Raw genomic sequence first — 24,843 nt, forward strand, 5'->3', positions numbered from 1 at the left:
GGGACGGATGCGACGGACGTGACGAAGCCCCACCGCACACGACCACCGGAGCACCACCATGCCCGAACCGAGCACCGAGAACGCCCCCATCCACCGCATCAGGGGGTTGCTCGGCCTGACCCGCCGATCAGCAGCAAGCTGGAGCGAACGAGCCTCTAACGAGGCTTCGTCCGCGCTTGCCCCCGCCCCAGGGGTGGCGGAGGAGAAGGCCGGGCGCCAAGGGCCGCCCGAGCCGGAGGAGGCTGCCGCCGAGACCATCTGCCCGCCGGCAGTCGACTCCGTCGCCCCGCGCACTCAGCCGTCGACCGACGTCCCGCCAGCCGTCGAGCAGCCCTCCTGGCGGGATCTCGATGCCCCCGTCCTGCCTGCGCTGATGAACCGCAAGCGCACGGTGGAGAAGCGCGACCAGGAGAAGACCATCCGCTTCACGCGGACAGCGGTGAGCGTGATCAGCGCCGCCGCTCACCAGCGCGGTCAGAAGTTCGCCGGCTTCGTCGGTGACGCCGCCCTTGCCGTCGCCCAGGGCAAGGCCGGGCTGGTCGGCAGCCCGGAGGACGATCCCCTCCGCCCTCTGATCGAGGCTGTCGAGGCACATACCGTCGCGCTCGACCGCATCGGCAGGAACCTCAACCAGATCACTGTGGCCATCCACCGAGGGACCGTGCCCCAGCGCGCCGAGGCGGTGCTGGACCGCGTCGAGCAAGCCGCCGAGAACAGCTACCGACTGATCGACCAGCTCCTGACGTCAGGCACCACGCATGGTTCCTGACGTCTCCACCGGCTCCGACACCCGCGGGCTGATCGCCTACCTCTTCGGCCCCGGCCGACGCGACGAACACACCGACCCTCACATCGTCGCCGCCTGGGACATGGCCGGCGCGCCCGACCCAGGCCGCAACCCCGAAGCCACCTACACCCAGCTCGCCAAGCGCCTCGACGCCCACGTCGACCTGCGCACCCGCGAGCTGGGCGGCAAGAAACCATCCCAGCACGTCTGGCACTGCCCTGTCCGTACCGCGCCTGGCGATCGCTACCTCACCGACGCGGACTGGGCCGAGGTCGCCCGTCGCATCGTTCACGCCACCGGCATAGCCCCCGAAGGTGACGAGAAGGCGTGCCGGTGGATCGCGGTTCGCCATGCCGACGACCACATCCACATCATGGCCACCACCGTCCGCGCCGACGGACGCCGCCCACGCACCCACCGCGACGGCCAGCGGGCCCAGGCGGAGTGCCGCAAGATCGAGACCGAGTTCGGCCTGCGCCGTCTGAAGTCCGGCGACCTCACCGCGCCCCGAACCCCCGCCGGCGCCGAACGCGCCAAGGCCGAGCGCCAGGGCCAGACGGTCACCGCACGGCACTGGCTGCGCGAGCGGGCGTACGCGGTGGCCGCCGCCGTACACAACGAAGCCGACTACTTCACCGTGCTGCAGTCCCTCGGCATCAAGGTCAAAACCCGCATCGGCCCCGAAACCGGCGACATCATCGGCTACAGCATCGCCGCCCCCGGCGACACCAACGCGGCCGGCGAACCCGTCTGGTACGGCGGCTCCAAACTCGCCCCCGACCTCTCCATCAACCGCCTACGCGAACGCCTCCCCGACCAGGAAGTGGCGGACCGCCCCCGGCACGTGGCGGACTCCACCGCCCCATGGCGGCACACCACCACCGCCATACACGCGGCGCACACCATCCTCGACTCCGGCGACGATGCCGCCGCCCAGGGCCACCTGGCCGCCTTCGGCGACGCCCTGTACAACATCGCCAGCGCCACGACCAGCCCACACCGGACAGAACTACGAGCGGCGGCAATGGAGTTCAACCGCGCCCGCCGCTCCACCATCCGTGCCGACCACCAGGCCGCCACCGCCGTGCGCGAGGCCGCCAAGGAACTCGCCTACGCCTCCAACCAGCCGGGCGGCCTCGCCATCGCCCTGCTCTTCGCCACCGTGCACCTGGCCCGCGCCGCCGCCAAGTGGCACGAACAGCGAGGCCACGAACAGCAGGCCGCTGCGGCCGAAGAAGCCCTCCGCCACCTCCAGACGGTCTACCAGCAGGCCGCCGCCCCCGTCCTGGCTGACCTGGCCCGCCGCGCACCACGAGCCACAACCACCCGCCGCTACGAGCAAGACGTGCGCGCGGCCCTCCCCAACCACGCCAACCGGATCCTCACCGACCCCAACTGGACCGCCCTCACCACCACCCTCGCCCACGCCGAAACCGCCGGCCACAACCCCCGACGCCTCCTGGCCGAAGTGGCCGCCCAGCGTGAGCTCGACAGCGCAGAGCACCCCGCCGAAGTCCTCACCTGGCGCATCACCGCTCAACCGAACCGACGGACGCAGGCGGCCCGCAGCCGAAGCACGATCAGCGGCACGCCGCCCATGTCCGCCACACCACATCCTCCAGCCGCGCTGGTGGCCACAAAGCCAGAAGGGAACGGTCGGCGCCGTTAACGACCCGAGCGGTGGGTAAGGACGTGGCCAGGCCGTCCTCCTCTCAGCGCCGGCCGAGGTGTTCTAGCTGGATTGCGGACTTGGAGGCCCGGACAAGGTAGCTGTCCGGGCCCCGAGTACTTCCTTCAAGACCTGGCGGTCACGGTCTGGGCTCCGAGCCGCGTCAGCTCGTGGCTGACGGCCAGGGCCGCCTTCCTGGCGTCACCGCTGGTGCGGCGAACATCGACCGAAGAACCACCGTCCACCGTGAAGGATCTGGCGCGGACCGTGTAGGTGGCGGCGTCCTGTCCCCCGTTCGTTCGGCAGTACCCAGCCAGCGGGGCATTGCAGAAGCCGCCCAGCCGGCGGAGTACCAGGCGCTCGGCTTCCGCCTCCGTAGCGGTAGCCGGGTCGTGGAGGAAGTTGATGGCCTCGCTCGTGGCCTTGTCATCCTCGCGTGTCTGGAAGGCGATGATCGCGGCGCCGAGCGGAGGACAGATCACCTCCGGGCTGATCCGTTCGGTGATCAGGTGGGGCAGGCCGAGGCGTTCCATGGAGCATGTGGCGACGACCAGCGCGTCGATCCGACTGTCGGGCTCGTGCAGCGCTCGGAGGCGTTCGTCCACCGGCCCTCGTAGCGGCACGACGTTGATGTCTGGGCGATGGATGCGCAGAGCGGCGGTTCGGCGTAGGGACGCAGTGGCTACCTTCGCCCCGGCGGGGAGGGTGGCCAGCGTGACATCGGGATCGCGGGCGACCAGGCAGTCCCGGATGTCGTCGCGCCGCAGGTAAGCGGACATCGTCAGGCCGGGAGTGTCGATGGTCGGCGCGTCCTTGAGGCAGTGGACAGCGACGTCGATCTCGCCCGCCAGCAGGGCGGATTCGATCTCTTCGGAGAAGACCCCGTCCACCTCCAGCGCGGCCCGATTCACCGACCGATCCCCACCCGCCTCGGTGAAGGGGTGCAGGATGGTGGGGCCAGCGGCTGAGAGAGCGGATAAGACCGGGGCCGTCTGCATGAGGGACATCTTCGAGGCGCGAGCGCCCACGCGAAGGGTCACAAGTTTCTCCTTTAGTGACAAAGTGTCGGAATCTGCATGGTTCTGGTGCAAGTACGATTGCGAATCAACGGGACTGCTATCGCGAGGAGTTGACCTGAATGGGCGACGTGGTGCGCATCGGCTCCAGGGCTAGCAAGCTGGCGAGGACGCAGGTCAGCGAATGGCTGGCACCTCTGGTCGGGCAGTTCCCGGAAGTCGCCTTCAAGCGCGAGGTCATCCTCGAAGGCGGCGACCAGGACCGCGTCACGCCCACGCTTGCCGAGGTCGCGAAGACAGCCGGCGGGTCCGCCTTCTCCACCAACCAAGAGGCAGCCTTGGTCACGGGGAAAGTCGACGTGATCGTGCACTCCTTGAAAGACCTCCCTACGGCCGTTACCGAAGGAACGACCCTGCTGACCACGCCTGGCCCGCGTGAAGACGTACACGACGTGCTCTGCGGGGCGACCCTGGCCGATCTCCCCGAAGGGGCGACCGTGGGCACAGGGGCGCCCCGCCGCGTGGCCCAGCTCCTCGCACTCCGCCCCGACCTCAACGTCGTACCGATCCGGGGAAACGTGCCAGGGCGGCTTGCCCGCACCACCAAGGGCGCGCTCGACGCGGTGGTTCTCGCCGCTGCCGGACTGAATCGACTCAAGCTGACGCCCGAGATCCACGAGGTTCTGGACCCGCGTCTCTTCCTCCCGTCACCCGGGCAAGGCGCACTCGGAATCCAGGTCCGTACAGACTCGCTGGCCGCACGACTGCTCGCTGCGACCGGGGACAGCAACGTTGATGCCTGCGTACGGGCGGAGCGCGCCTTGCTTGCCGACCTGCATGGCGGATGCTCCGTCCCCGTCGGCGCATGGGGGCGGGTGGAGCAGGACGGACTGCTGCACTTGTCGGCCGCCGTAACGTCCACCGATGGGACTCAGCAGGTAACCGCAGAAGCCACTGGGCCGGCGGACGAGCCGGAGAAGCTTGGCTTCACCGTTGCGGCAGACCTGCTGAACCAGGGCGCCGCCGACATCCTCTCGGCGATCAGGAGCCTTTGAGCCTGCGAGCGATTTCCATCGCACCGTACGTAATGATCCGATCGGCGCCAGCCCGTTTGAGGACGGTGTACGCCTCGACCAGGCCGCTCACGTCGAGTTCCCCGTCCGGCTGGCGGTCCGTGAGGCGCAGGTACTCTCCCGACACGGAGAACGGAACCACAGGCACGGGAACCTTGTCCTTGAGGCGGACGAGGGTGTCGACGGTGTGCAGCGCAGGTTCCGTAAGGATCATGTCCGCGCCCTCACGAACCATCTCAAGGGCGAAGTGCACAGCCGCCTCCGGCTGCCGCGGATTGATCTGGAAGGCCCGCGTCCCGGACTGAGGGGTGGCCCCCATCGTTGCCCGGTAGCCCTGGTAGAGCCCGGACTCGAAGATGAGGTGCGGCATGATCGCCACGTCACGGTGCCCGGAATCGTCCAGGGCTTCGCGGACGGCCTGAACTGAGCCCGGGATCATCGCCGCGGGTCCAACGATGTCGGCGCCGGCCTCGGCTTGCATCACTGCCTGGGCCGCCAGGACCTCGGTAGTCCTCACGAGGTCCATGCCGCCGTCACGCTCGTTGGCGAGCCAGCACTCACCCGAGTCGGTGTGGGAGCACACGCAGGTCTCGGTCATGACCGCGAGCCCAGGCGCGGCCTTCTTTACGGCCACGATCGTACGGGCCATGAGCCCCGTGGGAGAGGTGGCCTGCGAGGCGTGGCCGTCCCGGAGACGCGAGCCCGCGAACACCTTGACGGACCGCATGCCCAGGTCCTGGATCATCTGCGCGTCTTCGACGGCCTCTCCCACCGTGCGCGTGGGCATTGAGGTGACTGGCCTGTCGTCGCCTTCGCGCATCAGGAAGACCATCGTGAGGTCCTGGGGGGTGAGTGCCGGCCCGCCGAGGTAGTTCCGGACCGATAAGCGTGGGGTGCGCAATGCTCCTCCTGTGGTCTGCGGGGTGTGCGGTGATGTGGGAGGGCCAGTGGTGAGGGCCCCCACCAGGTCGTGCGGTTCGAATGACATCGGCGTTTTTCTGGCTTGGGCGAGCCCGCCCGGCCGCGACCGTCAAGCAGCAGCCGGGCGGGAGATCGAGGGTCAGGCCGCGTCGGCGCGGGCCTCGTGATACGCCTCGTTCATGAGGCTGTTGAAGGCCGCGTCGTGCTTGTCGCGCGCCGTGATGCGGCGATGGTCACGAGCCTGTTCCCAAAATTGGCGGCCCACAGGGCTCCTCATGAACTCTGTGGCCACCTGACGCATGCTGTTGGGCGGCATGAAGCGCAGACGGAGCATCGTGCTCCAGAGGCTGACCCACCTGTTGGTGTGAATGAGCCTCGCGCGAGTCGGGTCGTCCAGGTCCTCCAGGTCGGGGTAGTTCGTGATCTGGTTGAACTCCGGGTTCGCGGCCGTGTCCCGGATCAGCTCGCCATGCATCTGCGCCAGCCCGAGATGCCGCACGTCGCGGTGGTGCCTGGCTGTGAGCACCAGGTGCGCAGCACCGACAGCCGTACCCAGGGCCAGGGCGAGGGGAATGGTGGACTTCATTCGTTCTTCCTTCGTGATTGGAGAGGGTGTCGGGGCCTCGGCCCGATCCGTCTGCCGCGTGGAGGAGGGGCGGACAGAGCGGGCCGAGGGCCGACTACCGCCTCCGGGGAGAGCTGTGCTCTCACCGGGACGGAGCCTTAACTTCGGCGGGCAGGACGCATCACGTCGAAGGTGCTGGGGAGCTTCCAGACGCCCGGCAGGCCGTTGATCACGGCAGCCCTTCCGCCGCGCCCGGTGCGGCGAAGATCCCGGATCGTTCGCCACGACCCCTCGCAGCGGACGAGGTCGCCGGCACGAACCTGCGCAGGGGTCACGGTGACAGTCGTAAGCACATGAGTGCCGTTCATCGGCTTGCCCGGATTCCGCCGACGAGCAGAACCGTGAGGCCCGCCAGAACGCTGAGGTAGATCCACTCGGGCGCCTGCCGGCTCACCGGGGCACCTCAGCGATAAGGGAATTGATCCGCGTGAACAGCTCAATGTCTGCGTGAGCCAGCGGCACCCACGTCTGAGGGGCGCCCGGAGCGAAGTGGCAGAGGCCGGCATGCGTGCGAAAGAGATACCGGGCCGCGACCCGCATGCGCTCACCGTCTTGAGCATCCGCGCGAGCCGCGTGAAGTTGAACAGGGTCTTCGCAACCCGGCTGAGTCCACAACTCATGAACTCCAAGGGCCCGTGCCAGCATCGAGGCAGCTTCAGCGAGGGTGTCCCACCCATCCTCGAACCGAGCCTCGGGGATCCTTACGGTGCCGCGCCCGGCCCCCAGCATCAGCACTTCCTGGTGCTCGTTGAGCACGATCGGGCTTGCCGTCACGATAGGACAGGTGCCCCGGTGGTGGCAGGTCCCCGCCTTCGCGTGCTGGGAGAGCGTCTGCCACAACGGGGCGAGCGTCAGGGTTTCCCCGGGGCGGCGGTGCATGTAGTCGCTGACCGCGCGAGCCACGGCGGCCGTGCCGATCACTGGTGCCCTCCCACCGAACGGTTCAGCCACTGCTGAGCACGCCGCATCTCCAGGACGGTAGGAACCCGGTAGGTGCCCCTGGGCCCCCCACTGCCTGGAGCTACCGCCGACGCTTCCCTCGGCTCTCGCCCCTCGCCGAGCCTCCGGTCGGTGTACTGGGCAACGTGCCGCCGCAGAACGCGGCCCAGCGCCCGCATGCGCGTCCACGTACGCCAGGCAACGTCATCCCCGGCGGGTACTTCATCGAGGAGCGGGAGGACTTCCTGGCGCTGCGCCTCGGCCTCCTCCTGGTCCTCGGGAAGACCGGCCTCGAAGAAGCAGCGGATCTGCGCCACCAGAAGTGCGACCTGGACTTGCATCGCGGGGAGCGTGGTGGTTCCGAGCTGGAGACGCAGCGTCTCGTCAGCGAGGGTGATCGCGGCTGCGGGATTCAGAGCTGGCGCCTGTTGGGCCTCGTTCGGGGGGTGTGACATAACTGCTCCTGGCTTCTCCTGTGTCCCGGCGATTCGTTGCCTTCCTTCGGCCCTCCCAAGATGCCGCCAGTAGCCCTACGATCACTAGGAGTTGAGTACCGGGCGGCGATCGGGATATCCGGCATATGACAAAGACGAGGGATGTAGACCCAAGCCAGGGGTTGGAGCAGTACATCGGGCGGATGGTTCAGGACGCCCGCCTGCGGCGACAGCAGGAGGCCAAGGAACGGGGCGACGCCAACGAGCTCAAGGCGCACCCCTGGAATCAGACCTACGTCGCCAAGCGCACGTACACGTCGCAGAGCCGGATCTCCGAGGTGGAGACGGGCGAGGTCCCGCCCGACACCGATCTGGCGCAGAAGCTCGAAGGAACCCTGGGCCTCGATCCTGATTCCCTCGTGAACCTGGTTCGCATCCTGAATCAGGAGAACGTCAACGACTACGCCAGGCCCTACATCCGTCGCCTCCCGGAGGCAACGATGCTCTACGACTTCGGCCTGATAGTCCCTGGCCTTCTCCAAACGCCGGGGTACGCCCGTGCCCTGGTGCTGGCCGGACAGGCCGGCGACCCCCGACGCATCCAGCACATCGTGGATCAACGCATGGAACGCGCTCGCCGCGTGCTGAGCGGAGAGCATCAGCCGTGGCTGACGGCGATCATCTACGAGGCCGTACTGCACTGCGACATGGGGGAACCCGAGGTCGCCCGCGAGCAGCTCGAGCACCTACTGAAGGCACAGGAGCAGCCGAACATCAGCGTCCGGGTTCTGCCGTTCACGGCCGCCATCGTCAGCGGATCGTTCACCCTCCTCACCCTCAACAGCGGCCGGCGGGCAACGTACACAGAAGGCTTCGGAACGGGTAGCTACTCTGAGGAAACAGCAACGGTCATGCAGTACCAGCGGGTCTATGATCGCCTTGCCGAGGAGGCGTTGAGCGCCCGTGACTCCACCGGCCGAATCCACGAAGTACTGAAGAGGTTCAAGTGAGCGAGCAGCCGACCTACCGCAAGTCCTCGTACAGCGGCTCCAGCAACGACGCGTGCGTGGAGGTCGCGGACAACCTGCCTCAGGTCATGGTCCGCGACTCCAAGCACAAGGACGAGGTCGGTCCGGAGCTGAACGCCTCCCGGCCGGCCTGGACGGCCTTCATCAGCTCGATGAAGTAACACCTAGAGTTCTCCGACGGTCCCCCTCGTACGAGGGGGACTTTCTGCATTGAGGGGCTTGCCACGACGGCTCCGCACCGCACTGATCAACCAGAACCGCCACAGTTGTCCGTGCTCTGCATCAGAATCCCACATGGACTTTGGCTGGGAGCGCTACAGCGGTCGGTGATGGGAGGTGTTCGCCTGGCCTCGCCTGTGGTGTTGGCCTACCGCGTCCCTACGCCGATCGCACGGCGAATCGAGCCGCTGCAGGCATGGTGGTCGGCGCGAAACGCCGGAGTCGCAAGAAGGGACATGCCGCCAACGGCCGTAATTCTCCAGCGCCTTGACCGGACACTGCCGAAGGCCCTTCATCTGTACCTTGCGCAAGGTCCGGAGGTCTACCCCAACAGGCTGGGGCGACATGTGCTGGCCCCGCTCGCAGGGAATACCCCGCCCCTCGTGCAGGCGGAGGTCTGATCAACAGCACGACCCGAGGGCTTCAGTGGCCCCTGCCCACCGCCCGCCAACGCCTGCCGCCGCTTCAGACTGAGATCAGACCCGAGGACAGCTGACTGACCTCTTGTCATGAAACGTCAGCACACCGGTCACTCCGCACCCTAGGATGTTCACACGCCTTGAACGCCCTCTGGAGCACCATGCGCCTCGAACACATCAGGATTACCAACTTTCGCGGCTTGGGGCAGGTAGACATGCCCTTCTCGCAATTCGGCTGCCTCATCGGCGAGAATAATGCCGGAAAATCTTCGATTTTCCAGGCTCTTAACCTGTTCCTGAGGTCGGGATCGACGACCGAAACAGACTTCTTGTCTCTAGCTCAACCTGTGCGAATTCAGCTTACTTTCGGCGGCATCCGAGACATCGACTTGCTGCGCCTAGAAGAAGGCCACCGAGCCCGTATCGAGCCTGAGATCAATAACGGACAACTCTCACTCGCTCGAATCTACGTGAGCCCCGGCAAGGGGACAATGCGCCTGGTCAAGAAAGTACCGAAAGATGGCAGATATCACCAAAAGGCCCTCGATGAAATTTTGAAGATTAAGAGCGACGCCGAGCTCCGAGAGGCCATCAGAGTCAATTTTCCGAATATTTACGCAGAACTTCCTACGGGACGGATCGTTCGCGCAGCCGTCAAAAGGTCTTGGGCTGAAATCGTTGCTAACCTATCGCCTGACGAACTGGTCATGGGAGATGAACCCCTGCCCACAGGTCTAGATAAGTCGGTGGCCGCCCTCCTGCCCGAGCCCATTTATATTCCGGCAGTGAAAGAACTTAATGAGGAAGTGAAGACAACCTCTACGGCCACCTTCGGGCGCCTTCTTTCTATCCTTTTCGAGGACATTGCGCATCAACTGCCTGCCCTGGAAGCTTCCTTCGACCAGCTGCGCAAACAGCTCAACGTCGTGACGGACGAGGACGGGAAGGAGTCGGATAAACGACTTCCGGAGGTGCGCCAGATCGAAGCGCACATCCAGCGCAATCTTCAGGAGTCCTTCCCCCGCGCTCGCGTACGCCTGGAGATCCCTCCACCTCGCCTGCGTAGCCTGCTCGAAGAAGCACAGATCGCCGTAGATGACGGAATCGCCGGCCCCTTCAAGACTAAAGGTGATGGCCTTCGAAGGTCGGTGGCATTCGCCATCTTGCGAGCATATGTGGATCTTAAGGTTGCCAGGCCATCCGCAGCTGACAGCGCGCAGCAGCCATGCCTGCTGCTGTTCGAGGAACCAGAAGTCTTCCTACATCCGCAGGCTCAGCGCAAACTTTTCGAAGCCCTGACCTTCTTCTCTGAGTACAACGACGTGCTAGTGAGCACACATTCCTCCGCCTTCTACGCACCGGGAGCCACTGGAACGTTCGTCAAGGTGGTGAAAGACCACACAATGAATCCACCGACCAGCCGCACTTGCGTCATCGACTTGTCAGATATGGACGCTCGCGATCAGTTCGAGATCATCACCTACGAAAACAACGAAGCCGCATTCTTCGCAAATTCTGTGCTGCTCGTAGAAGGCCCGAGCGACCAGGCGCTAGTCACTCACATCTCGCGAACTTTGAGCCCTCGGTGGGATTTCGAAAAGAACGGTGCCACCATCGCGAGGGTAGAAGGCAAGGGCAGTATCGCGCGATACCGAAATTTCTTTAGCCGCTTCGAGATGCGGGTTGCGGTCCTCGCCGACCTGGATGCCCTTATTGACGGATTCGATAAACTCGGAGCCAGTAAGGAATGCCGCGAGTTCCGCGATCGAGTAATTTCCAGGGTTCAGAAATTGGCGGAAGATGAGGACGTCGAGGTATCGAATCGAACCCTAAAAGGACTGCGTACCAGCGGTTCCGCTAGAGAGCTTTGGCAACAGGCACAAATCAAACGACAGGCGCATGCAGAAGGTCTGTGTGACTGGGAAGAGCTTGACGCAGCCGTCTCCGTATTCTTCGACCGACCGGCGTCCGGAACAGTGCGACAAATCCTCGCCGAGGCGAAGGACAACCAACTGAGAGAGGAAAAGCTGAAGCTCTTGGAAATGCTACGACAGGAAAACATCTACGTCTGGGAACTGGGAGCCATCGAGGCGTACTATCCGCCGCTCGAACCCAATCAGTCAAACAATAAGAACGTTAGAGCTCGCCACTTTTGCGAGCGCTATGTGACTGCGGACGAAATTCGCGGCCTTCCCGCCTTCAAGGGCCGGCCTGGGTGCGAATTCGATCTCATTTTTGAGGCGTTCTTTGGAACGCCTCCGACACAAAGTCTTGATGCTGCAATCCCGTCACAATCACGGCTCACGCAGATCTCAGCAGCAGACGAAGCTGCCGGGATCGATTGACAGCTAGCGTTTCTGCGGTTGAGCAGCATTGCAGGTGTGTAGTGCGGGTCATCGGTCCCTGCGGTCCGCACACAGTCCGCAGGACACCCGATCAGGACCGTCGCACCCCATCGCTGACCAACGACAAAAGGCCAGGTCAGCGGCCCGCAGGAGCGATCCCCGCAGGTCGCCGACCCGGCCCGTTACTAGGAGACCAAGAAGGCCTGATCTTCAGGTCACAGCCGTCCGCACCCGGTCCGCAGGCCGCCGAGAACGGCGTCCATCACGGACCGGGTGCGGTCGTCTTCACCGGTGTGGAGCGCGGCAACTGGTCGTCCCACCTGGGGCGATCCGGCTGTCGGCGACCTCCCGGACGCAGTGCAGGCGCTGCTGCCGAGGACGACGTGGGAGCTGTCGACGCACACACCGATGTGCGGGCCGCGTACGCCGACGAGGAAGTCGAGTACATCGCGCACCATGTCCGGGGCCGGAGTCTCCCAATGGTCGACGGGTTCGATGGTGACCTGGACGCCCCTCTCCGCCGCGTACGTGCCGAGTTCCTCGAAGAGCGGCTGTGATGTCCACCCGTGACTGGTGATACGCAAGGGCTGCCGCGCGTTCCTCGGCGATCAGCGAGGTGGGGTTGCACGCCGGCGTCGTGGCCACATTGGTGGTCAGGCCGGCCACGTCATGGCTACCACCCCAGGACCTCGGTGAGGTAGGCGCGGGCCATCTTGGCGTACTTCAGCGGGGTCGCCACCGCCGGGTCCTGCTCGGCCTCGACGACCAGCCATCCCTCGTAGCCGGCGTTCCCCAGCGTGGTGAGGATGGGCCTGAAGTCGATCATGCCTTGCGAATCCCCGGGCACGGTGAAGACGCCCTGCCGAATTCCCTCCTCGAAGGACAGGTGGTCGTCCTTCACCTTCTCGGCCACCGACTGACGGACGTTCTTGAGGTGCACGTGCTTGATCCGCTGCTGGTGCTTCTCCGCGGTGCGGAGCGGGTCGTCACCCGCGAGCCGGAGGTGCCCGGTGTCGAAGAGCAGATGCACGAGGCCCGGGTCGGTGCCCGCCATCAGCTTGTCGATGTCCTCGGCCGTCTGCACGCCCGTGCCCATGTGATGGTGGTAGCAGAGCCGCATCCCGCTGTCCGCGGCCAGCTTGCCGATGTCGTTGAGCCCGCCGGTGAGGAGATCCCAGTCCGGGCGGGTGAAGACAGGGCGGTGCTCGAATACGGGGATGGGCTGCAGATGGGACGACTGCCCGAACTCCGCGACCACGATGTCCTGGCCGCCCACCTTCTTGAGGAACTCCAGCTGCCTCTTGAAATTCTCGATGGTCCGGTCTTTTTCACCAATGGTGAAATACGTGCTCACCCAGGGCTCGGACACCTTCAGGCCGCGCAGGTCGAGCGCTTCCTTCAGAGCTGCGGGGTCCGCCGGGTATTTGTGGCCGATGCTGCAGCCCTGGAATCCCGCGAGCGCCATCTCGCTCACGCATTGCTCGAACGGGATTCCGATGTCGATCAGGGGGAAGTCGTCGTTCCACCACAGGGTCGGTGTGACGCCGAGCGACACCTTGTCGGGGCCCAGGTTCGGGACAGTGCTGGTCAATGTATTTCCTCCGCTCAGTGGTTCTCGAGTGCGGGCGGGCTGGCCCACGACCCGTAGCCCGGCGCCTTCGCACCGGACGGATGGGCGCCGATCGCCCGCCACAGCAGGCCCTCGGTGTAGGCGTCGGGCGAGACGACGAACGGGGGTGTGCGGTCTTCGCTGTCCCCCGCGAGGTCTCCCCCGGCCGTCCGTCGGCCGGGCGTGGCCTGTGGAGGCAGGTTTTCCTCGGGCTGGCTGTCATCCGGCACGGCGGGCTTCGCTCCGCTGCGGCCGGGCGCCGTCCAGGCCGCCACGTCCACGCGTCCCGTCAGTTCCGGGCCGTACCAGACACCGACGTACCAGAGCTTGATGATGCTCTTCACCACCGGATCGACGGGGACGACGGACGGATCGGACGAGATCGCCCTCTGGAGCGCGTCCGGCCCCTCCTGAGCCACGACCGTTTCGTGGTACGCCTCTGCCTGGCCGGTTCCCCACAGGTCGAACTCGCTGAAGCCGGTGACAGTGGCAGAGAACTTCACGAATTCCCGCAGTTTCTCTTCTGTGGTCACTGGTTGCGTCACGGTGTTTCCTCCTTCGGCGGTCTAGATCTCGAATGTCGGGCCGGCGTTGAATCCCCCGTGCCCGGTGAGCGGGTTGCGGATGAGCCGGTTCATGCTGTCGCGGATGCGGAACATCTCCCAGACCGCCTTGAGCAGCAGGTCGGGCCGGCCGTTGTAGGCCAGGTTGATATTGGTCAGGAATGTGGCGTAGGACCTGTTGAATTCCTCGGCCGCTGCCAGGATTTCCGGGTCTCCCGCGAGATCCGCCAGCTTGATGTCCGGCTTCACCGGATAGGCGGCTTCCCAGTCGACGTTCACATCCGGGCCGGATGGATGACCCGGTGTGTCGCCCTTCTGGTAATACCGCCCCTTCTCCAGTTGCTGGAACCTGTAGTAGTGGGCGATTTCGTCCTGGCTGTCGAAGATGCCGCCGTGCAGCCCTTCGCCCTGCTCCGCGACGAGGGTGAGCGCCGCGACCGCGGTGTCGCGCCCGGTCACCTTGATCACATCGCCGCCGCCCGAGTAGAAGTACTCGGGAGTCACCTGGCGGGCGGGATCGCCGGTGAAGATCGTCGTCCCCGCCTGCCGGGCCTGGTCCTCCAGGTGGTTGATTCCGCGGATGATCTCCTCGTAGAACTCACCGATGCTCAGGAAGCGCTGGGTGGGTTCGCCGGGGACGAGGCCGAGGATCGCGCCGGACTCCTCGAGTTGGGCCAGTTCCCCGGCAGCCGGCGTCGCTCCGGCGGGCGCCAGTCCCAGGGCCGCCCAATCCATAGGGACGAACCTGTCCTCCTCGTCGGCTGCCTGCGCCGGCTTCTCGATCTTCATGAACGTGTCGAGAGCCTCGCGCGAGAACGGCCGGAGATGCACCTCGAAGTAGTCGGGACCACACGGCAGGCGCGTCGGGTAGTCCGGTACGAAACCGGAGGTGGTGAGGTCCGGAGTTCCGCCCACCGCGTTCATGACATTGGCGACCAGAGTGAGGTGCAGCATCTCCTCGACGGCGACGACCCTGATGACGTGCCAGGCATCCGAGTTCTTCCCGGGATGCAGCGAGTAGAGGGCGGTCAGGTAGGGCGGGAGCGTCGCGTGCTCCAACTGGAGCCCCTTGTAAAGGTATTCGCGCAGTTCCTCGATGGTCTTGATCCTGGAGTCCTGGGACGGCTCCGGCTCTGAAGCGGACATGCTCCCCCAATCGTGGGCGGTGGCGGTGGCGGTGACGGTGGCGGCGACCCGGTTTCGCACGCGGGCCGCCGGGCTTGTGGCCGTCTAGCTGCGGATGGTGGCCGGGGCCTTCGCAGCGCGCAGGTGCCTGACGATGTGGGTGGAGCTGCGGAAGGCGAGCGCCGCCATGGTCAGGCTGATGTTGGACGTACCGATCGAGGGCAGGCTGCCGGGCCCGACGAGGTAGAGGTTGTCGTGGTCCCACGACCGCTGGGTGTGGTCGACCACCGAGTTCGTCGGATCGGTGCCCATGATGTGGGTGCCCGCGAGGTGGTTGCCGCCCACGATGTTGTACCACTGGCCTTCGTACTCGACGGCGCTGTAGCGGTCCCTGTCGTACTTCGTGTGCTCCTCCGCGCCCAGCTTCGCGAAGATGTCGGTCGCGAGATCGCGGGCGAAGGCGGCACCCCGCATGGTGTACGGCGGAATCGTGAGGGACACAACCGGTTTCAGGTTGTCGAGGGCATCCTTGTACCGTTCGTCCACCGTGACCGTGTTGTTCCTGTCGGGCAGCAGGTCGATCATGAAGGCCAGCAGAAGCTGCCGGGAGATCTGGTTCCCGAGGGTCCTGCGCAGCTCCTTCCCGCGCAGATCCTGCTTGTCGACGAGTTCGACCAGGTCCGTGTAGGGCGAGCCGGTCGCCCAGCCCCAGCCGTCGTTGTGGATGTCCACGCCGAATCCCGCCTGGGTACGGCGGAACCGGCCGCCGCGCAGGTCGGTGATGCCACTCGTGCAGGACGTGCCCCGCATCGTGCCGGCCGGCTCGGGCAGCAGGCCCCAGGACAGCAGGTACGCGTGGTCCATCAGGTTGCGGCCGATCAGCTTGCTGCGGCTCATGCGCTGCATGTCGGAGGCCAGCATGAGCCGGGCGTTCTCGATGGCGTGCGCGCAGAGGATGTAGACGGTGCCCTTGACCGTGTACGTCTCGTAACTGCTGGATTCGAGCGACTGGTAGTTCTTGATGGTGATCCCGGTGATCCGGCGGTCTTCCTCGTTGACCTCGACCTTGGATGCGACCGCCTGCGTCAGGAGCTTGACGTTGCCTTTCCGGAGCGCCTTGGTCAGGGTCTTTCCGGCGTGATACTTGGCCTGCACGGGGCACAGCGGAACGCAGTTGGTGTTCCCCTGGCAGCGTTCGCCCTCCTCCACCTGGTTCGTACTCACCGCACCGACCGGGACGAATCCCTTTCCGCCGTCGTAGGCGGTGTTCGGCACGCCGTTGCGGGCCTGCGGAAAACTCCGCACCCGGAGGGTGTAATCGTCGTCCGCCAGGTTGACCCGCATGCCGTCCACGCCTCGGGCGACCGTCTTGTCGAGATAGGACGGCGGCATTCGGTGCATCGGGAACACATACCCCTTCGGGAAATGCATTCCCAGATATGCCTGGTCCTCGACTTCGGCGGCCACGCCCAGTTCGGCCTCGGCCTGCCGGTAGTAGGGTTCCAGATCGTCATAGCTGAGCGGCCAGTTCAGCCCTTGCCCGTACTTCGTCTGCAGATCGAAGTCCTCGGGAAGCATGCGCAGCGCTTTCCCCTCCCAATGCATGGACGTGCCGCCGAGGACTCGGGTGAACGTGGTGTCCGAGCAGTACTCGTCCTCTTGCACCAAATAAAACTCATCCCGGGGTGTGCCCGGATTGACCGGCATGGTGTCGGTGCTCCTGGGCATCCGTGCATTCGGGTTGAACGGGTACGGTGACTGGTTGTCCTTGACGACCGCGCCATAGAACCGCGAAAGGTACGACTCGTACTCCGCGAGGTCCAGGTCCTTGCCGGGGCCGGCTTCGACGACCAGCACCTGGTAGCCGGCCTGGCTCAGCTGCTCGGCAACGATGGAGCCTGCCATGCCGCCGCCGACGATCACGGCATCCCACTCACCTCTCGCGGCCTCCGCCGCACTGGTCTGCGTCGCAGCCCCCGCCGGGAAGATCACCGGGTCTGTATCGTCGAACGACGTCATTGATTCCCCTTGTCGCCTCTGGGGGTGACCTCACCCCCCATTACTGGCCGACCAGCCCGGTGGCAATTCCCACCGGTTACCGGAACGGTTGGTGATCGAACGGCTGCCGAAGGCCCGTCACCGCCGCCGATGGCGAAAGGAGCCGGCCCGGCGGTTGTTTTCGAGCCGGGAACCCTGGCGGCGAGCGATTTTCCGCCCGTCGATGAGCCGATGAGGACTTCCTGTAATCGTCAGGAGGGCCGCCCTTCGCCATGCGATGGACCACACCTGCCGCCGCGCGCTGATCCGCCATGGATCGCGGGAAGGGCCTCGGCACGAGGTTTGCATATGACGTCGTCACTCGCTCTACCGCGGCCGGGATCTCGTCGAGAAACCCATCGATCGGGCGTAATCAGCAAGTTGATGTCAACTCATAACGTTGACAAGTCAGTTGAGCCGACTGTAGAGGGAGCCTTCGCCCGCCTCCGGCGTGACGGTGACCGCGTCCGAGCCGTCGACGTTCGCGCGGCGCACCGCGGCCCGGCCGCTGTCGGTGATGTCGTCGTCCTCGATCCAGAAGACGCCGTCGTCGGTGCTCGCGGTCTGGCCGACGCCCATGACGCCGGCGGCGACGGGCATCTGCTTCCTGGCGCCGGTGGCGGCGTCGAAGACCTCGACGCCGAGAACCATGTCGCCGTTCGCGTTCGGGGCCACCTTGGCGTAGGCGATCTCGCCGTCCCTGATGGAAGCCAGGCCCGACATGTTGTTCGGGCGGCCGTCGTCCACCAGGCCGATCTTGCCGGTCTTCATGTTGACGTACCGGACGTTCGCCACCCCGAACTGCGGGTTGACGGCGGTGTACCCGACGTAGTCGCCGTCCACGACGAGGCCGGAGACGTTGCTGTCGAAGGAGTCGACCACCTTGGCGGGGCCGCCCTTGACGGGGCGCGCCATGATGTTGATGCCGTTTGCGCCGAAGTCGGCCCAGACCACCGTCTTGCCGTCGGTGGTCGCGTAGACGTTGCAGTCACCGTTGTTGGGGCTCACCAGCTGCGGCCGGCCCTTGCCGGAGGTGTTGTCCAGCCACACCGAGTACGGCTCACCGCCCTCTTCGTCGGAGCGGGAGACGGCGTACTTGCCGACGCCGGTGCCGGCGATGTTGACCTCGGGCAGGAGGGTGGCGGTGTCGATGCCGAGCGCCTTCTCCCAGCCGGGCGTGATCCCATGGGCGCCGAACGAGCGCTTGACGATCTTCAGCTGGGCCTTGGTGGCGCCCAGTTCCTGCGCGGCGGCGATGACCGCGGCGCGGCCCTCGGTGAAGCCGTCCAGGGGGGGTCATGTACGCGGAGAGCGCGCGGTAGACGATCTGGTCCGCGAGCTCGGCGCCGAGCGACTCGCTGCTGAGCAACGCCCTGGTCCCGCTCTTCGAGGCCGTCTGGGAGCGGGCGGTGCCGATCGGTTCGGTCACCAACGGCCAGGTCACGGACGAGGACCGGGAGTTGCGGACGATGCTCTCCTCGGGCCTGAAGGACGAGGCGATGGCCCGGCGCCTGGAGATCCACGTCCACACGGTCCGCAGACGCATCAGCCGCCTGATGCGGGAGCTGAAGGCGGAGACCCGCTTCCAGGCCGGCGTACAGGCGGCGATGCGTGGCTGGCTGACGCGGTGAGCCGCGGGAGGGGCTGCCCCCTCCCGCGAGGACTCACCTGCCCCGGCGCTCCCGGAGGAAGACGCCCGCGAGTACGGCTCCGGCCAGGACCAATGCCGAGTTGACCAGGACGGCGACGGAAACCCCGGACAGGACTCCGGCCGGGCCGGTGTCGTCGAGTGCGGTCATCCGGGCGGTGGCGATCGCGCTCATGACCGGGATGCCGAGGGTGATGCCGACCTGCTGGGTCATCGTGGCGAGACCGGTGGCCAGGCCCTGCTCCTCGTCGGGGAGGCCGGAGGTGGCGGTGACCATGAAGCCGACGATCATCAGCATGTTGCCGATGCCGCCGACGAACGTGGCGGCCAGCAGGAGCCAGATCCAGGCGCCCGAACTGCCGAGCGCAACCAGCGAGAGCGTGGCCAGCGCCTGGACGACTCCGCCGGCGACGATGGTCGTCCGGTTGCCGTAGCGGCCGACCGCCCGGCCGCCGAGGGTGCCGCCGATCACGGTGCCGACGCCCAGGACACCGAAGGCCAGACCGGTGGCGAGCGGCGAGTAGCCGAGGACCTCCTGGAGGTAGAGCGTCAGCAGGAAGACCAGGGAGGTCTCGGTGACGAAGGCGATGAGCCCGGTGATGTTGCCCCAGATGACGCTGCGGCGCTTGAGGATGTGTACGGGGACGAGCGGGGCGTTCGCGCGCTTCTCGACGAACCGGAAGGCGATGAGCAGGGCGACACCGGCCAGGAGGGCGGCCAGAGTGGTGGGGGTGGCCCAGCCGGTCGCTCCGGCCTGGGTGAGGCCGTAGACCAGGAGCAGCAGTCCGCCGGTGACGGTCGCGGCGCCGGGGAGGTCGAGGCGGGGGCGCTCGGCGGGGCGGGAGTCGGCGATGACGGCCGGGGCCAGGGCGACGACGAGGGCGGCGACGGGGACGTTGACGAGGAAGGCCCATCGCCAGGAGAGCAGGTCGGTGAGGAGCCCGCCGAGGATCGCGCCCGCGGTGAATCCGGCGGACATCAGGGCGCCATTGAGGCCGAGGGCGCGTTCGCGCAGCGGGCCCTCCTTGAACGCGGTGGTCAGCAGGGCGAGCCCGGCGGGCGTGACGGCGGCGGTGGCCAGGCCCTGGAGGACGCGGGCGGTGAGCAGGACCTCCGGCGAGGAGGCGAGGCCGCCGAGCAACGAGGAGAGGCCGAGGACGGCCATGCCCGCGACGAACAGGCGCTTGCGGCCGACGAGGTCCGCGATGCGGCCGAACAGCAGCGTGAATCCGGCGGCCGTCAGGGCGAACGCGGTGGCGATCCACTGGAGGTCCCGGAGCGCGAAGCCGAGACCCTTCCCGACGACGGGCAGCGCGACGTTCAGGATCGAGAAGTCCACGGCGATCATGAACTGGGCGCCGAGGAGCAGGGTCAGGACGACCTTCTGGCGCCCGGTCATACGGGCGGAAGGCGGCGGCGGTACCGGGGCGGTGGGTGCGGGGCGTGACGGGGTACGGCTGGGCGCGGACATGGTCGTCCCTCCTCGGACGGAAACTAAACGGTTCCGTGGTTCCGTTAAGATGGAGTGACCGTAACAGAGGAATGCTCGTTAATGGAACTGGAGAACCGTTATGGCATCCGAGAGCGTGGAACCCGGCACCGTACGGCCCGGCGGCCGGACCGCCCGCGTGCGGGAGGCCGTGCTGCGCGCGGCGGGGGACGCACTGGCCGAGCACGGCTTCGACCGCCTCGACCTCGCCGACGTGGCGCGCCGCGCGGAGGTCGGCAAGACGACCGTCTACCGGCGCTGGTCCTCCCCCACGGGTCTGATCGCGGACCTGCTCGACGACATGGCCGAGCAGTCGTCGCCGCGCGCGCGGACCGGTTCGCTCGACGGCGACCTCAGGGCCAACGCCCATCTGGTGCTCAGGACGCTCACCGATCCCCGGCAGGGCGCGCTGTTCCGGTCCGTCATCGCGGCGGCGACCTGTGACCCGCGTACGGCACAGGCGCTGCACCGCTTCTACGCGGTCCGCGTCGAGGAGTGGGCCGGCTGTGTCAGCGAGGCCGTGGAGCGGGGCGAACTCCCGGCGGGGACGGACGCGGACGAGGTCGTCCGCGCCGTCTCGGCGCCGCTCTACTACCGGCTGCTCGCCAGCGGCGGCCCGCTCGACGAGGCCGCGGCCGACCGGGCCGCCGACGCCGCGGTCCTGGCGGCGAAGGCGGGGGCGTACGTGAAGTGAGGCGGCTCCGGGACCGGCGGCCTCAGCCCGCCAGAAGCGCCCGCAACCGGGCCGCCCACGGGTGGTCAGCCCCTTCGACCAGCGCGAGCGTCTCGGCCAGCCGGGCGCGTCCGTGGTCGTCGAGGACGGGCAGCACCGCCTCGAAGTCCTGCTCGTCCTTGGGCCTGCGGGACTTGGACTTGTAGAGGAGCTGGACGTCGGGGGCGAGGTACGGGACGCCCCCCTCGGAGACGCGGCCCAGCCGCTCCAGCGGGAGGCGGACCCGGGGGTCGCGGCGGAACACCCAGTCCTCGCCGTCGGTGTCGTCCAGCATGAACTGCAGGCGCCACGGCTCGTCCGCCCCCGGCCGGCACCAGATGTCGTGGACGCCGGCGGGCAGGATCTCGCCGGGACGCCAGGGCCGCAGCGTGCCCGGCGGATCGGCGGCCCACCACTCCCAGCCGGACAGCACGCGCTGCGCCTCCAGCTGGTCGCGGCGCAGCAGGAGCACGTCGATGTCGGCGTGGTCCCGGAAGGCGCGGCCCACCGCCAGCTCGACCGCGTACCCGCCGGCGATCCACCACGGGGCGCGCAGCGGGGCGAGCAGGCGGACGGCCTCGGCGAGCGGCGGCGGGTCCCAGGGGCCCCAGGGGGTCTCCGTCCGCATGGCGGTCAGTCCTGTTTCAGGAGGTGGCGGTAGCTGTCGGGGTGGGCGCGCAGATAGCCGGCCAGGTCCATGGCGGGGCGGCCGGTCAGCGTCGGCACGGCGTCCGAGACGGTGTCCATCTCCCCGGCCGCGATGGCCTCGTACGACGTGACCCAGCCGGCCACCTCCCACTCGGCCGCGCCGAACCCCGCGCGTGAGGCGTACGCCTCCTCGCGGGTCTCCGGCTCGTAGGTGACGGTGCGTCCGGTGACCCGGCTGAGCTCCTCGGCCGCCTCGGCGAGGGTGAACGCCTCGGGGCCGGTCAGGTCGTAGGTGCGGCCGTCGTGGGAGGGGCCCGTCGCGTCGGTGTCCGCGAGGAGCACGGCGGTCGCCGCGTCGGCGATGTCCTCGTGCGCCACGGCCGCCACCCGGCCGTCCCCGGCGGGGCCGCGCAGCACGCCGTCGGCGCCTGTCATGGCGGGGAGCCCGGCGAGATACCAGCTGTCGCGCAGGAAGGTGTACCGGACGTCTGTGGTCCGGATGTGCGCCTCGGTGTGCCAGTGGTCGCGGGCGAAGGTGAACACGGCGTCGGGGGCGGCGCCCAGGAAGGAGACGTACACGATCCGTTCGACGCCGGCCGCGACCGCCGCGTCCACCGCCGTGGTGTGCTCGCGGACCCGGTCGGGGCTCTCGTGCGCCGAGACGAGGAACAGCGTGTGCGCCCCCGCCAGGGCGCGCCGCATGGCCTCGCCGTCGCCGTAGGAGGCGGGCGGAGCGGGGTCGGCGCCGGGGATGCCGGGCAGCCGGGAGGGGTCGCGGCCGAGCAGCCGGACGGGGACGCCGGCCCGGGCCAGCCGGGCGGCGACCCGGCCGCCGAGCGCGCCGCTCGCACCGGTGACGGCGGTGACCGGTCCGCCGGGGACGGTCTGGGACGGGGACGCGGGGTCGGTGGTGGGGCTCACGCGGAGGTGCCTTCCTCGGTCGGCCAGGGGCGCACCTCGACGACGGCGTCGACCGGGAGCGGTCCGTAGATGTGCGGGAACTCCTCGCCGCCGGGCGCGGCGGCCTCGTAGCGCACGGGGACGGAGAGCCGGCCGGTGTCGATGACGAGCACGACGAGGTCCTGGTCGGCGGCTCCGGCCCGGCTCCCGGCGCCGTAGAGCATCTCGGCGACACCGGAGAGCTGGTGGGGCAACGAGCAGTGGATGAAGCCCTCTTCGTGCAGGGTGCGGCCGCGGGTGGACATCTCGTACGTCCCGATCCCGCGGGCCGCCTCCCAGAGCGGGCCTTCGGTGAGGTGCAGCAGTTCGGCCATGGGCCGAGGCTAACGCCGTGACGGGCCAGGGGCCGGACCCTGTGGATAACCCCTCGCCGCGTCGGCGCGTCCGGATCCTCAGCCCGCCAGCAGCTTCGCCTCCGTCTCCGGGTCGAGGCCCACGGCGGGGCGGTCGCGGCGCTGAGGCGCCGTACCGCCCAGCTCGCGCAGCCAGGTCCAGGTGTCGGCGACGGTCTCCTCGGCCGGGCGGCAGCGCAGCCCCGCCGCGTACGCGAGGCTGACGTCGCCCTGGTGCAGGGTGTCGTACAACTCCCCCGGCGGCAGCCACACCGGCAGGTCGGTCCACGGTTCGACGCCCGCGGCGAGGATCTTCTCCGCGGGGGTCCAGCGCAGTTCGGCGTCGGAACCGGTGGCGCGCACACAGGCGTCGAGCAGCCCGCCCATGGTGGTGTGCCCCGGCCGGCTGACCAGGTTGTACGGGCCGGACAGCTCGCGTTCCGCCGCGTCGAGCGCCCAGTCGGCGAGGTCGCGCGCGTCGATGTACTGGATGTCGGTGTCCGGGGTGCCGGGCGCGAGCACCGGGCCGCCGCGCGCGATCCGGTTCAGCCACCAGGGCAGCCGGCCGATGTTCTCCCAGGGGCCGAGGATCAGACCGGCCCGGGCGAGCAGGGCCCGGTCCCCGAAGGCGTCCAGCGCGGCCAGTTCGCCGCCGCGCTTGGCCAGTGCGTACGACTGGTCGTCGCCGGCGTCGGGCGAGGCGCCCGGCACCAGCGGGCCGTCCTCGGTGAGGCCCGCCGGGGCCGGGTAGTCGTAGACGGAACGGCTGGATATGTAGGTGTAGCGGGCAGCCCGTGTGGAAAGCAGCCGGGCCGCGTCGCGCACCGCGGAGGGTGCGCCGCTCCAGGTGTCCACGACGAGGTCCCACGCATGCCCGTCGGCGGCGAGCGCGGCGAGGCCGCCTTCGGCGGTGCGGTCACCGGTGAGCCCGGCCACGCCGGACGGGGGCGCGTGGTGGCCCCGGTGGAAGACGGTGACCTCCCAGCCGCGGGCGAGAGCCGCCTCGGTGACGGCCCGGCCGACGAACTGCGTACCACCCAGCATCAGAAGCCTCATGACAGTGACTCTGCCCTGGGGCGCGGCGGAGGGAAACAATCCACGCTCTCGGCTGAATCGGCCGGAACCGGGAACTCCTGGGGCGGTGCGCCGGGGGCCGGGAGGGCGAGCGGGCTGCGGTGGCGCAGCAGCCACTGGTGGTATCCGGCCACCCCCCGGGCCGCCTCCCGGTAGGCGGCCTCCAGTTCCCCGTAGACCGCCGACATGTCCGCGCCGGGCCGGGAGACCAGGAGCAGCCGGACGGCGAGGGGGTCGTCGCGCAGCGGGCGGATGGCCATGTCGTCGCGGGGGCCGGAGGTGGGCTGGCAGGGCGCGACCGCCTCGCCGAGGACGACGAGGGAGGCGGCGGTGAGGTAGTCGCCGTGCAGCACGGCGGGGGCCACGCCGGCCTCGGCGAACACCCGCCGCAGTCCGTCCCATTCGCCGTCCACCGTCGGGTCGACCATCCACCGGTCGGCGGCCAGGTCCGCGAGGTCGACGACGGGCAGCGCGGCGGCCGGGTGGTCGCGGGCCAGGGAGATGAACTGGGGTTCGCGGTCCACGAGGACTCGCTGCTCCAGCCCCTCCGGGACGGCGAGCGGGCAGCCCTCCACTTCGTGCACGAAGGCGACGTCGAGCCGGCCCGCGTCGACGGCGCGGAGCAGGGCGTGGGCGGAGACGTCCACCCGCAGCGAGATGTCCGTCCCCGGCAGCCTGAGCCGCAGGCGGCGCAGCCAGCCGCCGATGACGCGGCTCGCGGTGCAGCCGATGCGCAGCCGGGGCCCCTCGGCGGCCGCGGCCTCCGCTTTCGCGTCGCTGACCAGGGCGCTCATGCCGTCGACGAGGGGGCGGGCGCGGCTGAGGACGGCCCGGCCGAGGAGGGTGGGGCGGCATCCGGTGCGTCCGCGGCTGAACAGTTCGGCGCCGAGCGCGTTCTCGATGCGGCGCAGCTGGGTGGTGAGCGCGGGCTGGCTCACGCCGAGGGTGCGGGCCGCCCGGTGCAGGCTCCCGGCGTCGGCGATGGCGCACAGCGCCCTGAGGTGTCTCACCTCAAGCTCCATGCTGCCGAGGTTAGGGCGGCCCGCCCGGCCGCACCATGGGCCGTAACCCTGCCAAAGGCGGGCGATTCAGCGGGCGTTGGGCATGCGGACCGCGGGAGTGCACGGGATGTACACGCGGGAGCGATAGGGCCGCGTTATCACCGGCTGAC

At 68.1% G+C, this 24,843-nt stretch carries 24 protein-coding genes and 1 pseudogene; 9 read left to right on the plus strand and 16 right to left on the minus strand.

All coding sequences use genetic code 11. The annotated features are described in order from the left end of the window. Nucleotides 1-193 precede the first annotated feature (193 nt). Nucleotides 194-769, plus strand: coding sequence for a MobC domain-containing protein (locus BLW14_RS09775; RefSeq protein WP_093706290.1), 576 nt, complete (start codon nucleotides 194-196; stop codon nucleotides 767-769). Then, nucleotides 759-2,456, plus strand: coding sequence for a relaxase/mobilization nuclease domain-containing protein (locus BLW14_RS09780; RefSeq protein ID WP_093706292.1), 1,698 nt, complete (start codon nucleotides 759-761; stop codon nucleotides 2,454-2,456). Before BLW14_RS09775 ends, BLW14_RS09780 begins: the two co-directional genes overlap by 11 nt. Before the next feature lie 125 nt (nucleotides 2,457-2,581). Here BLW14_RS09780 and hemC (BLW14_RS09785) read toward each other — a convergent pair whose 3' ends face one another. Further along, entirely contained in the window at nucleotides 2,582-3,496 is a 915-nt protein-coding gene (gene hemC, locus BLW14_RS09785; protein WP_093706294.1) for a hydroxymethylbilane synthase, read from the minus strand. A 98-nt stretch (nucleotides 3,497-3,594) separates the two neighbouring features. On the opposite strand from hemC (BLW14_RS09785), the gene hemC (BLW14_RS09790) reads away from it, so the two are divergent. Then, a complete protein-coding gene (gene hemC / locus BLW14_RS09790; RefSeq protein WP_093706296.1) occupies nucleotides 3,595-4,527 on the plus strand; it encodes a hydroxymethylbilane synthase in 933 nt (310 codons plus the stop codon). Here hemC (BLW14_RS09790) and BLW14_RS09795 read toward each other — a convergent pair. The 3 genes from BLW14_RS09795 to BLW14_RS09805 all read right to left on the minus strand — a co-directional run bounded on the left by BLW14_RS09795 (nucleotide 4,514) and on the right by BLW14_RS09805 (nucleotide 7,012). Continuing rightward, nucleotides 4,514-5,533: a hypothetical protein gene (locus tag BLW14_RS09795; RefSeq protein WP_093706298.1), complete on the minus strand. Its 1,020-nt coding sequence runs from the start codon at nucleotides 5,531-5,533 to the stop codon at nucleotides 4,514-4,516. The genes hemC (BLW14_RS09790) and BLW14_RS09795 overlap by 14 nt on opposite strands. Nucleotides 5,534-5,605: 72 nt before the next feature. Next, nucleotides 5,606-6,052 carry a DUF6082 family protein gene (locus BLW14_RS09800; RefSeq protein WP_093706300.1) on the minus strand — a complete coding sequence of 149 codons (447 nt, stop codon included), beginning with the start codon at nucleotides 6,050-6,052 and terminating at the stop codon, nucleotides 5,606-5,608. Between the two features lie 429 nt (nucleotides 6,053-6,481). Further along, nucleotides 6,482-7,012 (minus strand): hypothetical protein, encoded by a 531-nt coding sequence (locus BLW14_RS09805; RefSeq protein WP_093706302.1) that lies wholly within the window; start codon nucleotides 7,010-7,012, stop codon nucleotides 6,482-6,484. 164 nt (nucleotides 7,013-7,176) lie between these two features. Between BLW14_RS09805 and BLW14_RS34210 the strand changes: the two genes are divergently transcribed. The 4 genes from BLW14_RS34210 (at nucleotide 7,177) to BLW14_RS09825 (ending at nucleotide 11,475) form a co-directional block, all read left to right on the plus strand. Next, nucleotides 7,177-7,482: a hypothetical protein gene (locus BLW14_RS34210; RefSeq protein ID WP_143051999.1), complete on the plus strand. Its 306-nt coding sequence runs from the start codon at nucleotides 7,177-7,179 to the stop codon at nucleotides 7,480-7,482. 185 nt (nucleotides 7,483-7,667) lie between these two features. Continuing rightward, the gene (locus BLW14_RS09815; protein WP_256332722.1) at nucleotides 7,668-8,474 is read left to right on the plus strand and encodes a helix-turn-helix domain-containing protein; all 807 of its coding nucleotides are present in this window, start codon (nucleotides 7,668-7,670) and stop codon (nucleotides 8,472-8,474) included. Next, entirely contained in the window at nucleotides 8,471-8,653 is a 183-nt protein-coding gene (locus BLW14_RS09820) for a DUF397 domain-containing protein (RefSeq protein WP_093706308.1), read from the plus strand. The genes BLW14_RS09815 and BLW14_RS09820 overlap by 4 nt, the downstream gene beginning before the upstream one ends. Before the next feature lie 638 nt (nucleotides 8,654-9,291). Further along, nucleotides 9,292-11,475, plus strand: coding sequence for an ATP-dependent nuclease (locus BLW14_RS09825; RefSeq protein ID WP_143052000.1), 2,184 nt, complete (start codon nucleotides 9,292-9,294; stop codon nucleotides 11,473-11,475). Between the two features lie 215 nt (nucleotides 11,476-11,690). Here BLW14_RS09825 and BLW14_RS09830 read toward each other — a convergent pair whose 3' ends face one another. From BLW14_RS09830 to BLW14_RS09855, 6 genes are all read right to left on the minus strand, one after another. Beyond that, on the minus strand, nucleotides 11,691-12,059 hold the full coding sequence (locus tag BLW14_RS09830; protein ID WP_093706311.1) for a TIM barrel protein: 369 nt from the start codon (nucleotides 12,057-12,059) through the stop codon (nucleotides 11,691-11,693). 89 nt (nucleotides 12,060-12,148) lie between these two features. Beyond that, complete coding sequence (iolE, locus tag BLW14_RS09835) at nucleotides 12,149-13,066, minus strand: myo-inosose-2 dehydratase (protein WP_256332723.1); 918 nt, start codon at nucleotides 13,064-13,066, stop codon at nucleotides 12,149-12,151. Between the two features lie 14 nt (nucleotides 13,067-13,080). Next, nucleotides 13,081-13,629 (minus strand): hypothetical protein, encoded by a 549-nt coding sequence (locus tag BLW14_RS09840; protein WP_218137683.1) that lies wholly within the window; start codon nucleotides 13,627-13,629, stop codon nucleotides 13,081-13,083. A gap of 21 nt (nucleotides 13,630-13,650) precedes the next feature. After that, complete coding sequence (locus tag BLW14_RS09845) at nucleotides 13,651-14,793, minus strand: ferritin-like domain-containing protein (RefSeq protein WP_093706313.1); 1,143 nt, start codon at nucleotides 14,791-14,793, stop codon at nucleotides 13,651-13,653. A gap of 84 nt (nucleotides 14,794-14,877) precedes the next feature. After that, nucleotides 14,878-16,791, minus strand: coding sequence for a GMC family oxidoreductase (locus BLW14_RS09850; RefSeq protein WP_093706315.1), 1,914 nt, complete (start codon nucleotides 16,789-16,791; stop codon nucleotides 14,878-14,880). Between the two features lie 426 nt (nucleotides 16,792-17,217). Then, nucleotides 17,218-17,859: a hypothetical protein gene (locus BLW14_RS09855; protein WP_256332724.1), complete on the minus strand. Its 642-nt coding sequence runs from the start codon at nucleotides 17,857-17,859 to the stop codon at nucleotides 17,218-17,220. Between the two features lie 299 nt (nucleotides 17,860-18,158). Between BLW14_RS09855 and BLW14_RS09860 the strand changes: the two are divergent. After that, nucleotides 18,159-18,440: pseudogene (locus BLW14_RS09860) on the plus strand (LuxR family transcriptional regulator); the annotation flags it as partial. Between the two features lie 33 nt (nucleotides 18,441-18,473). Here BLW14_RS09860 and BLW14_RS09865 read toward each other — a convergent pair. Next, the gene (locus BLW14_RS09865; protein ID WP_093706317.1) at nucleotides 18,474-19,928 is read right to left on the minus strand and encodes an MFS transporter; all 1,455 of its coding nucleotides are present in this window, start codon (nucleotides 19,926-19,928) and stop codon (nucleotides 18,474-18,476) included. 100 nt (nucleotides 19,929-20,028) lie between these two features. On the opposite strand from BLW14_RS09865, the gene BLW14_RS09870 reads away from it, so the two are divergent. Beyond that, on the plus strand, nucleotides 20,029-20,640 hold the full coding sequence (locus BLW14_RS09870) for a TetR/AcrR family transcriptional regulator (RefSeq protein ID WP_093706319.1): 612 nt from the start codon (nucleotides 20,029-20,031) through the stop codon (nucleotides 20,638-20,640). Nucleotides 20,641-20,662: 22 nt separating this feature from the next. Here the strand turns inward: BLW14_RS09870 and BLW14_RS09875 are convergent, their stop codons facing one another. The 5 genes from BLW14_RS09875 to BLW14_RS09895 all read right to left on the minus strand — a co-directional run bounded on the left by BLW14_RS09875 (nucleotide 20,663) and on the right by BLW14_RS09895 (nucleotide 24,694). Then, entirely contained in the window at nucleotides 20,663-21,286 is a 624-nt protein-coding gene (locus tag BLW14_RS09875) for a nucleotidyltransferase domain-containing protein (RefSeq protein WP_093706321.1), read from the minus strand. A 5-nt stretch (nucleotides 21,287-21,291) separates the two neighbouring features. After that, nucleotides 21,292-22,227 (minus strand): SDR family oxidoreductase, encoded by a 936-nt coding sequence (locus BLW14_RS09880; RefSeq protein WP_093706323.1) that lies wholly within the window; start codon nucleotides 22,225-22,227, stop codon nucleotides 21,292-21,294. Then, entirely contained in the window at nucleotides 22,224-22,580 is a 357-nt protein-coding gene (locus tag BLW14_RS09885; RefSeq protein ID WP_093706325.1) for a DUF952 domain-containing protein, read from the minus strand. Before BLW14_RS09885 ends, BLW14_RS09880 begins: the two co-directional genes overlap by 4 nt. A gap of 78 nt (nucleotides 22,581-22,658) precedes the next feature. After that, nucleotides 22,659-23,642, minus strand: coding sequence for an NAD-dependent epimerase/dehydratase family protein (locus tag BLW14_RS09890; protein ID WP_093706327.1), 984 nt, complete (start codon nucleotides 23,640-23,642; stop codon nucleotides 22,659-22,661). 8 nt (nucleotides 23,643-23,650) lie between these two features. Further along, entirely contained in the window at nucleotides 23,651-24,694 is a 1,044-nt protein-coding gene (locus tag BLW14_RS09895; RefSeq protein WP_256332726.1) for a LysR family transcriptional regulator, read from the minus strand. Between the last annotated feature and the right edge of the window lie 149 nt (nucleotides 24,695-24,843).

It is taken from the genome of Streptomyces sp. 2131.1 (assembly GCF_900105515.1).
GTDB classification, from domain to species: domain Bacteria; phylum Actinomycetota; class Actinomycetes; order Streptomycetales; family Streptomycetaceae; genus Streptomyces; species Streptomyces drozdowiczii.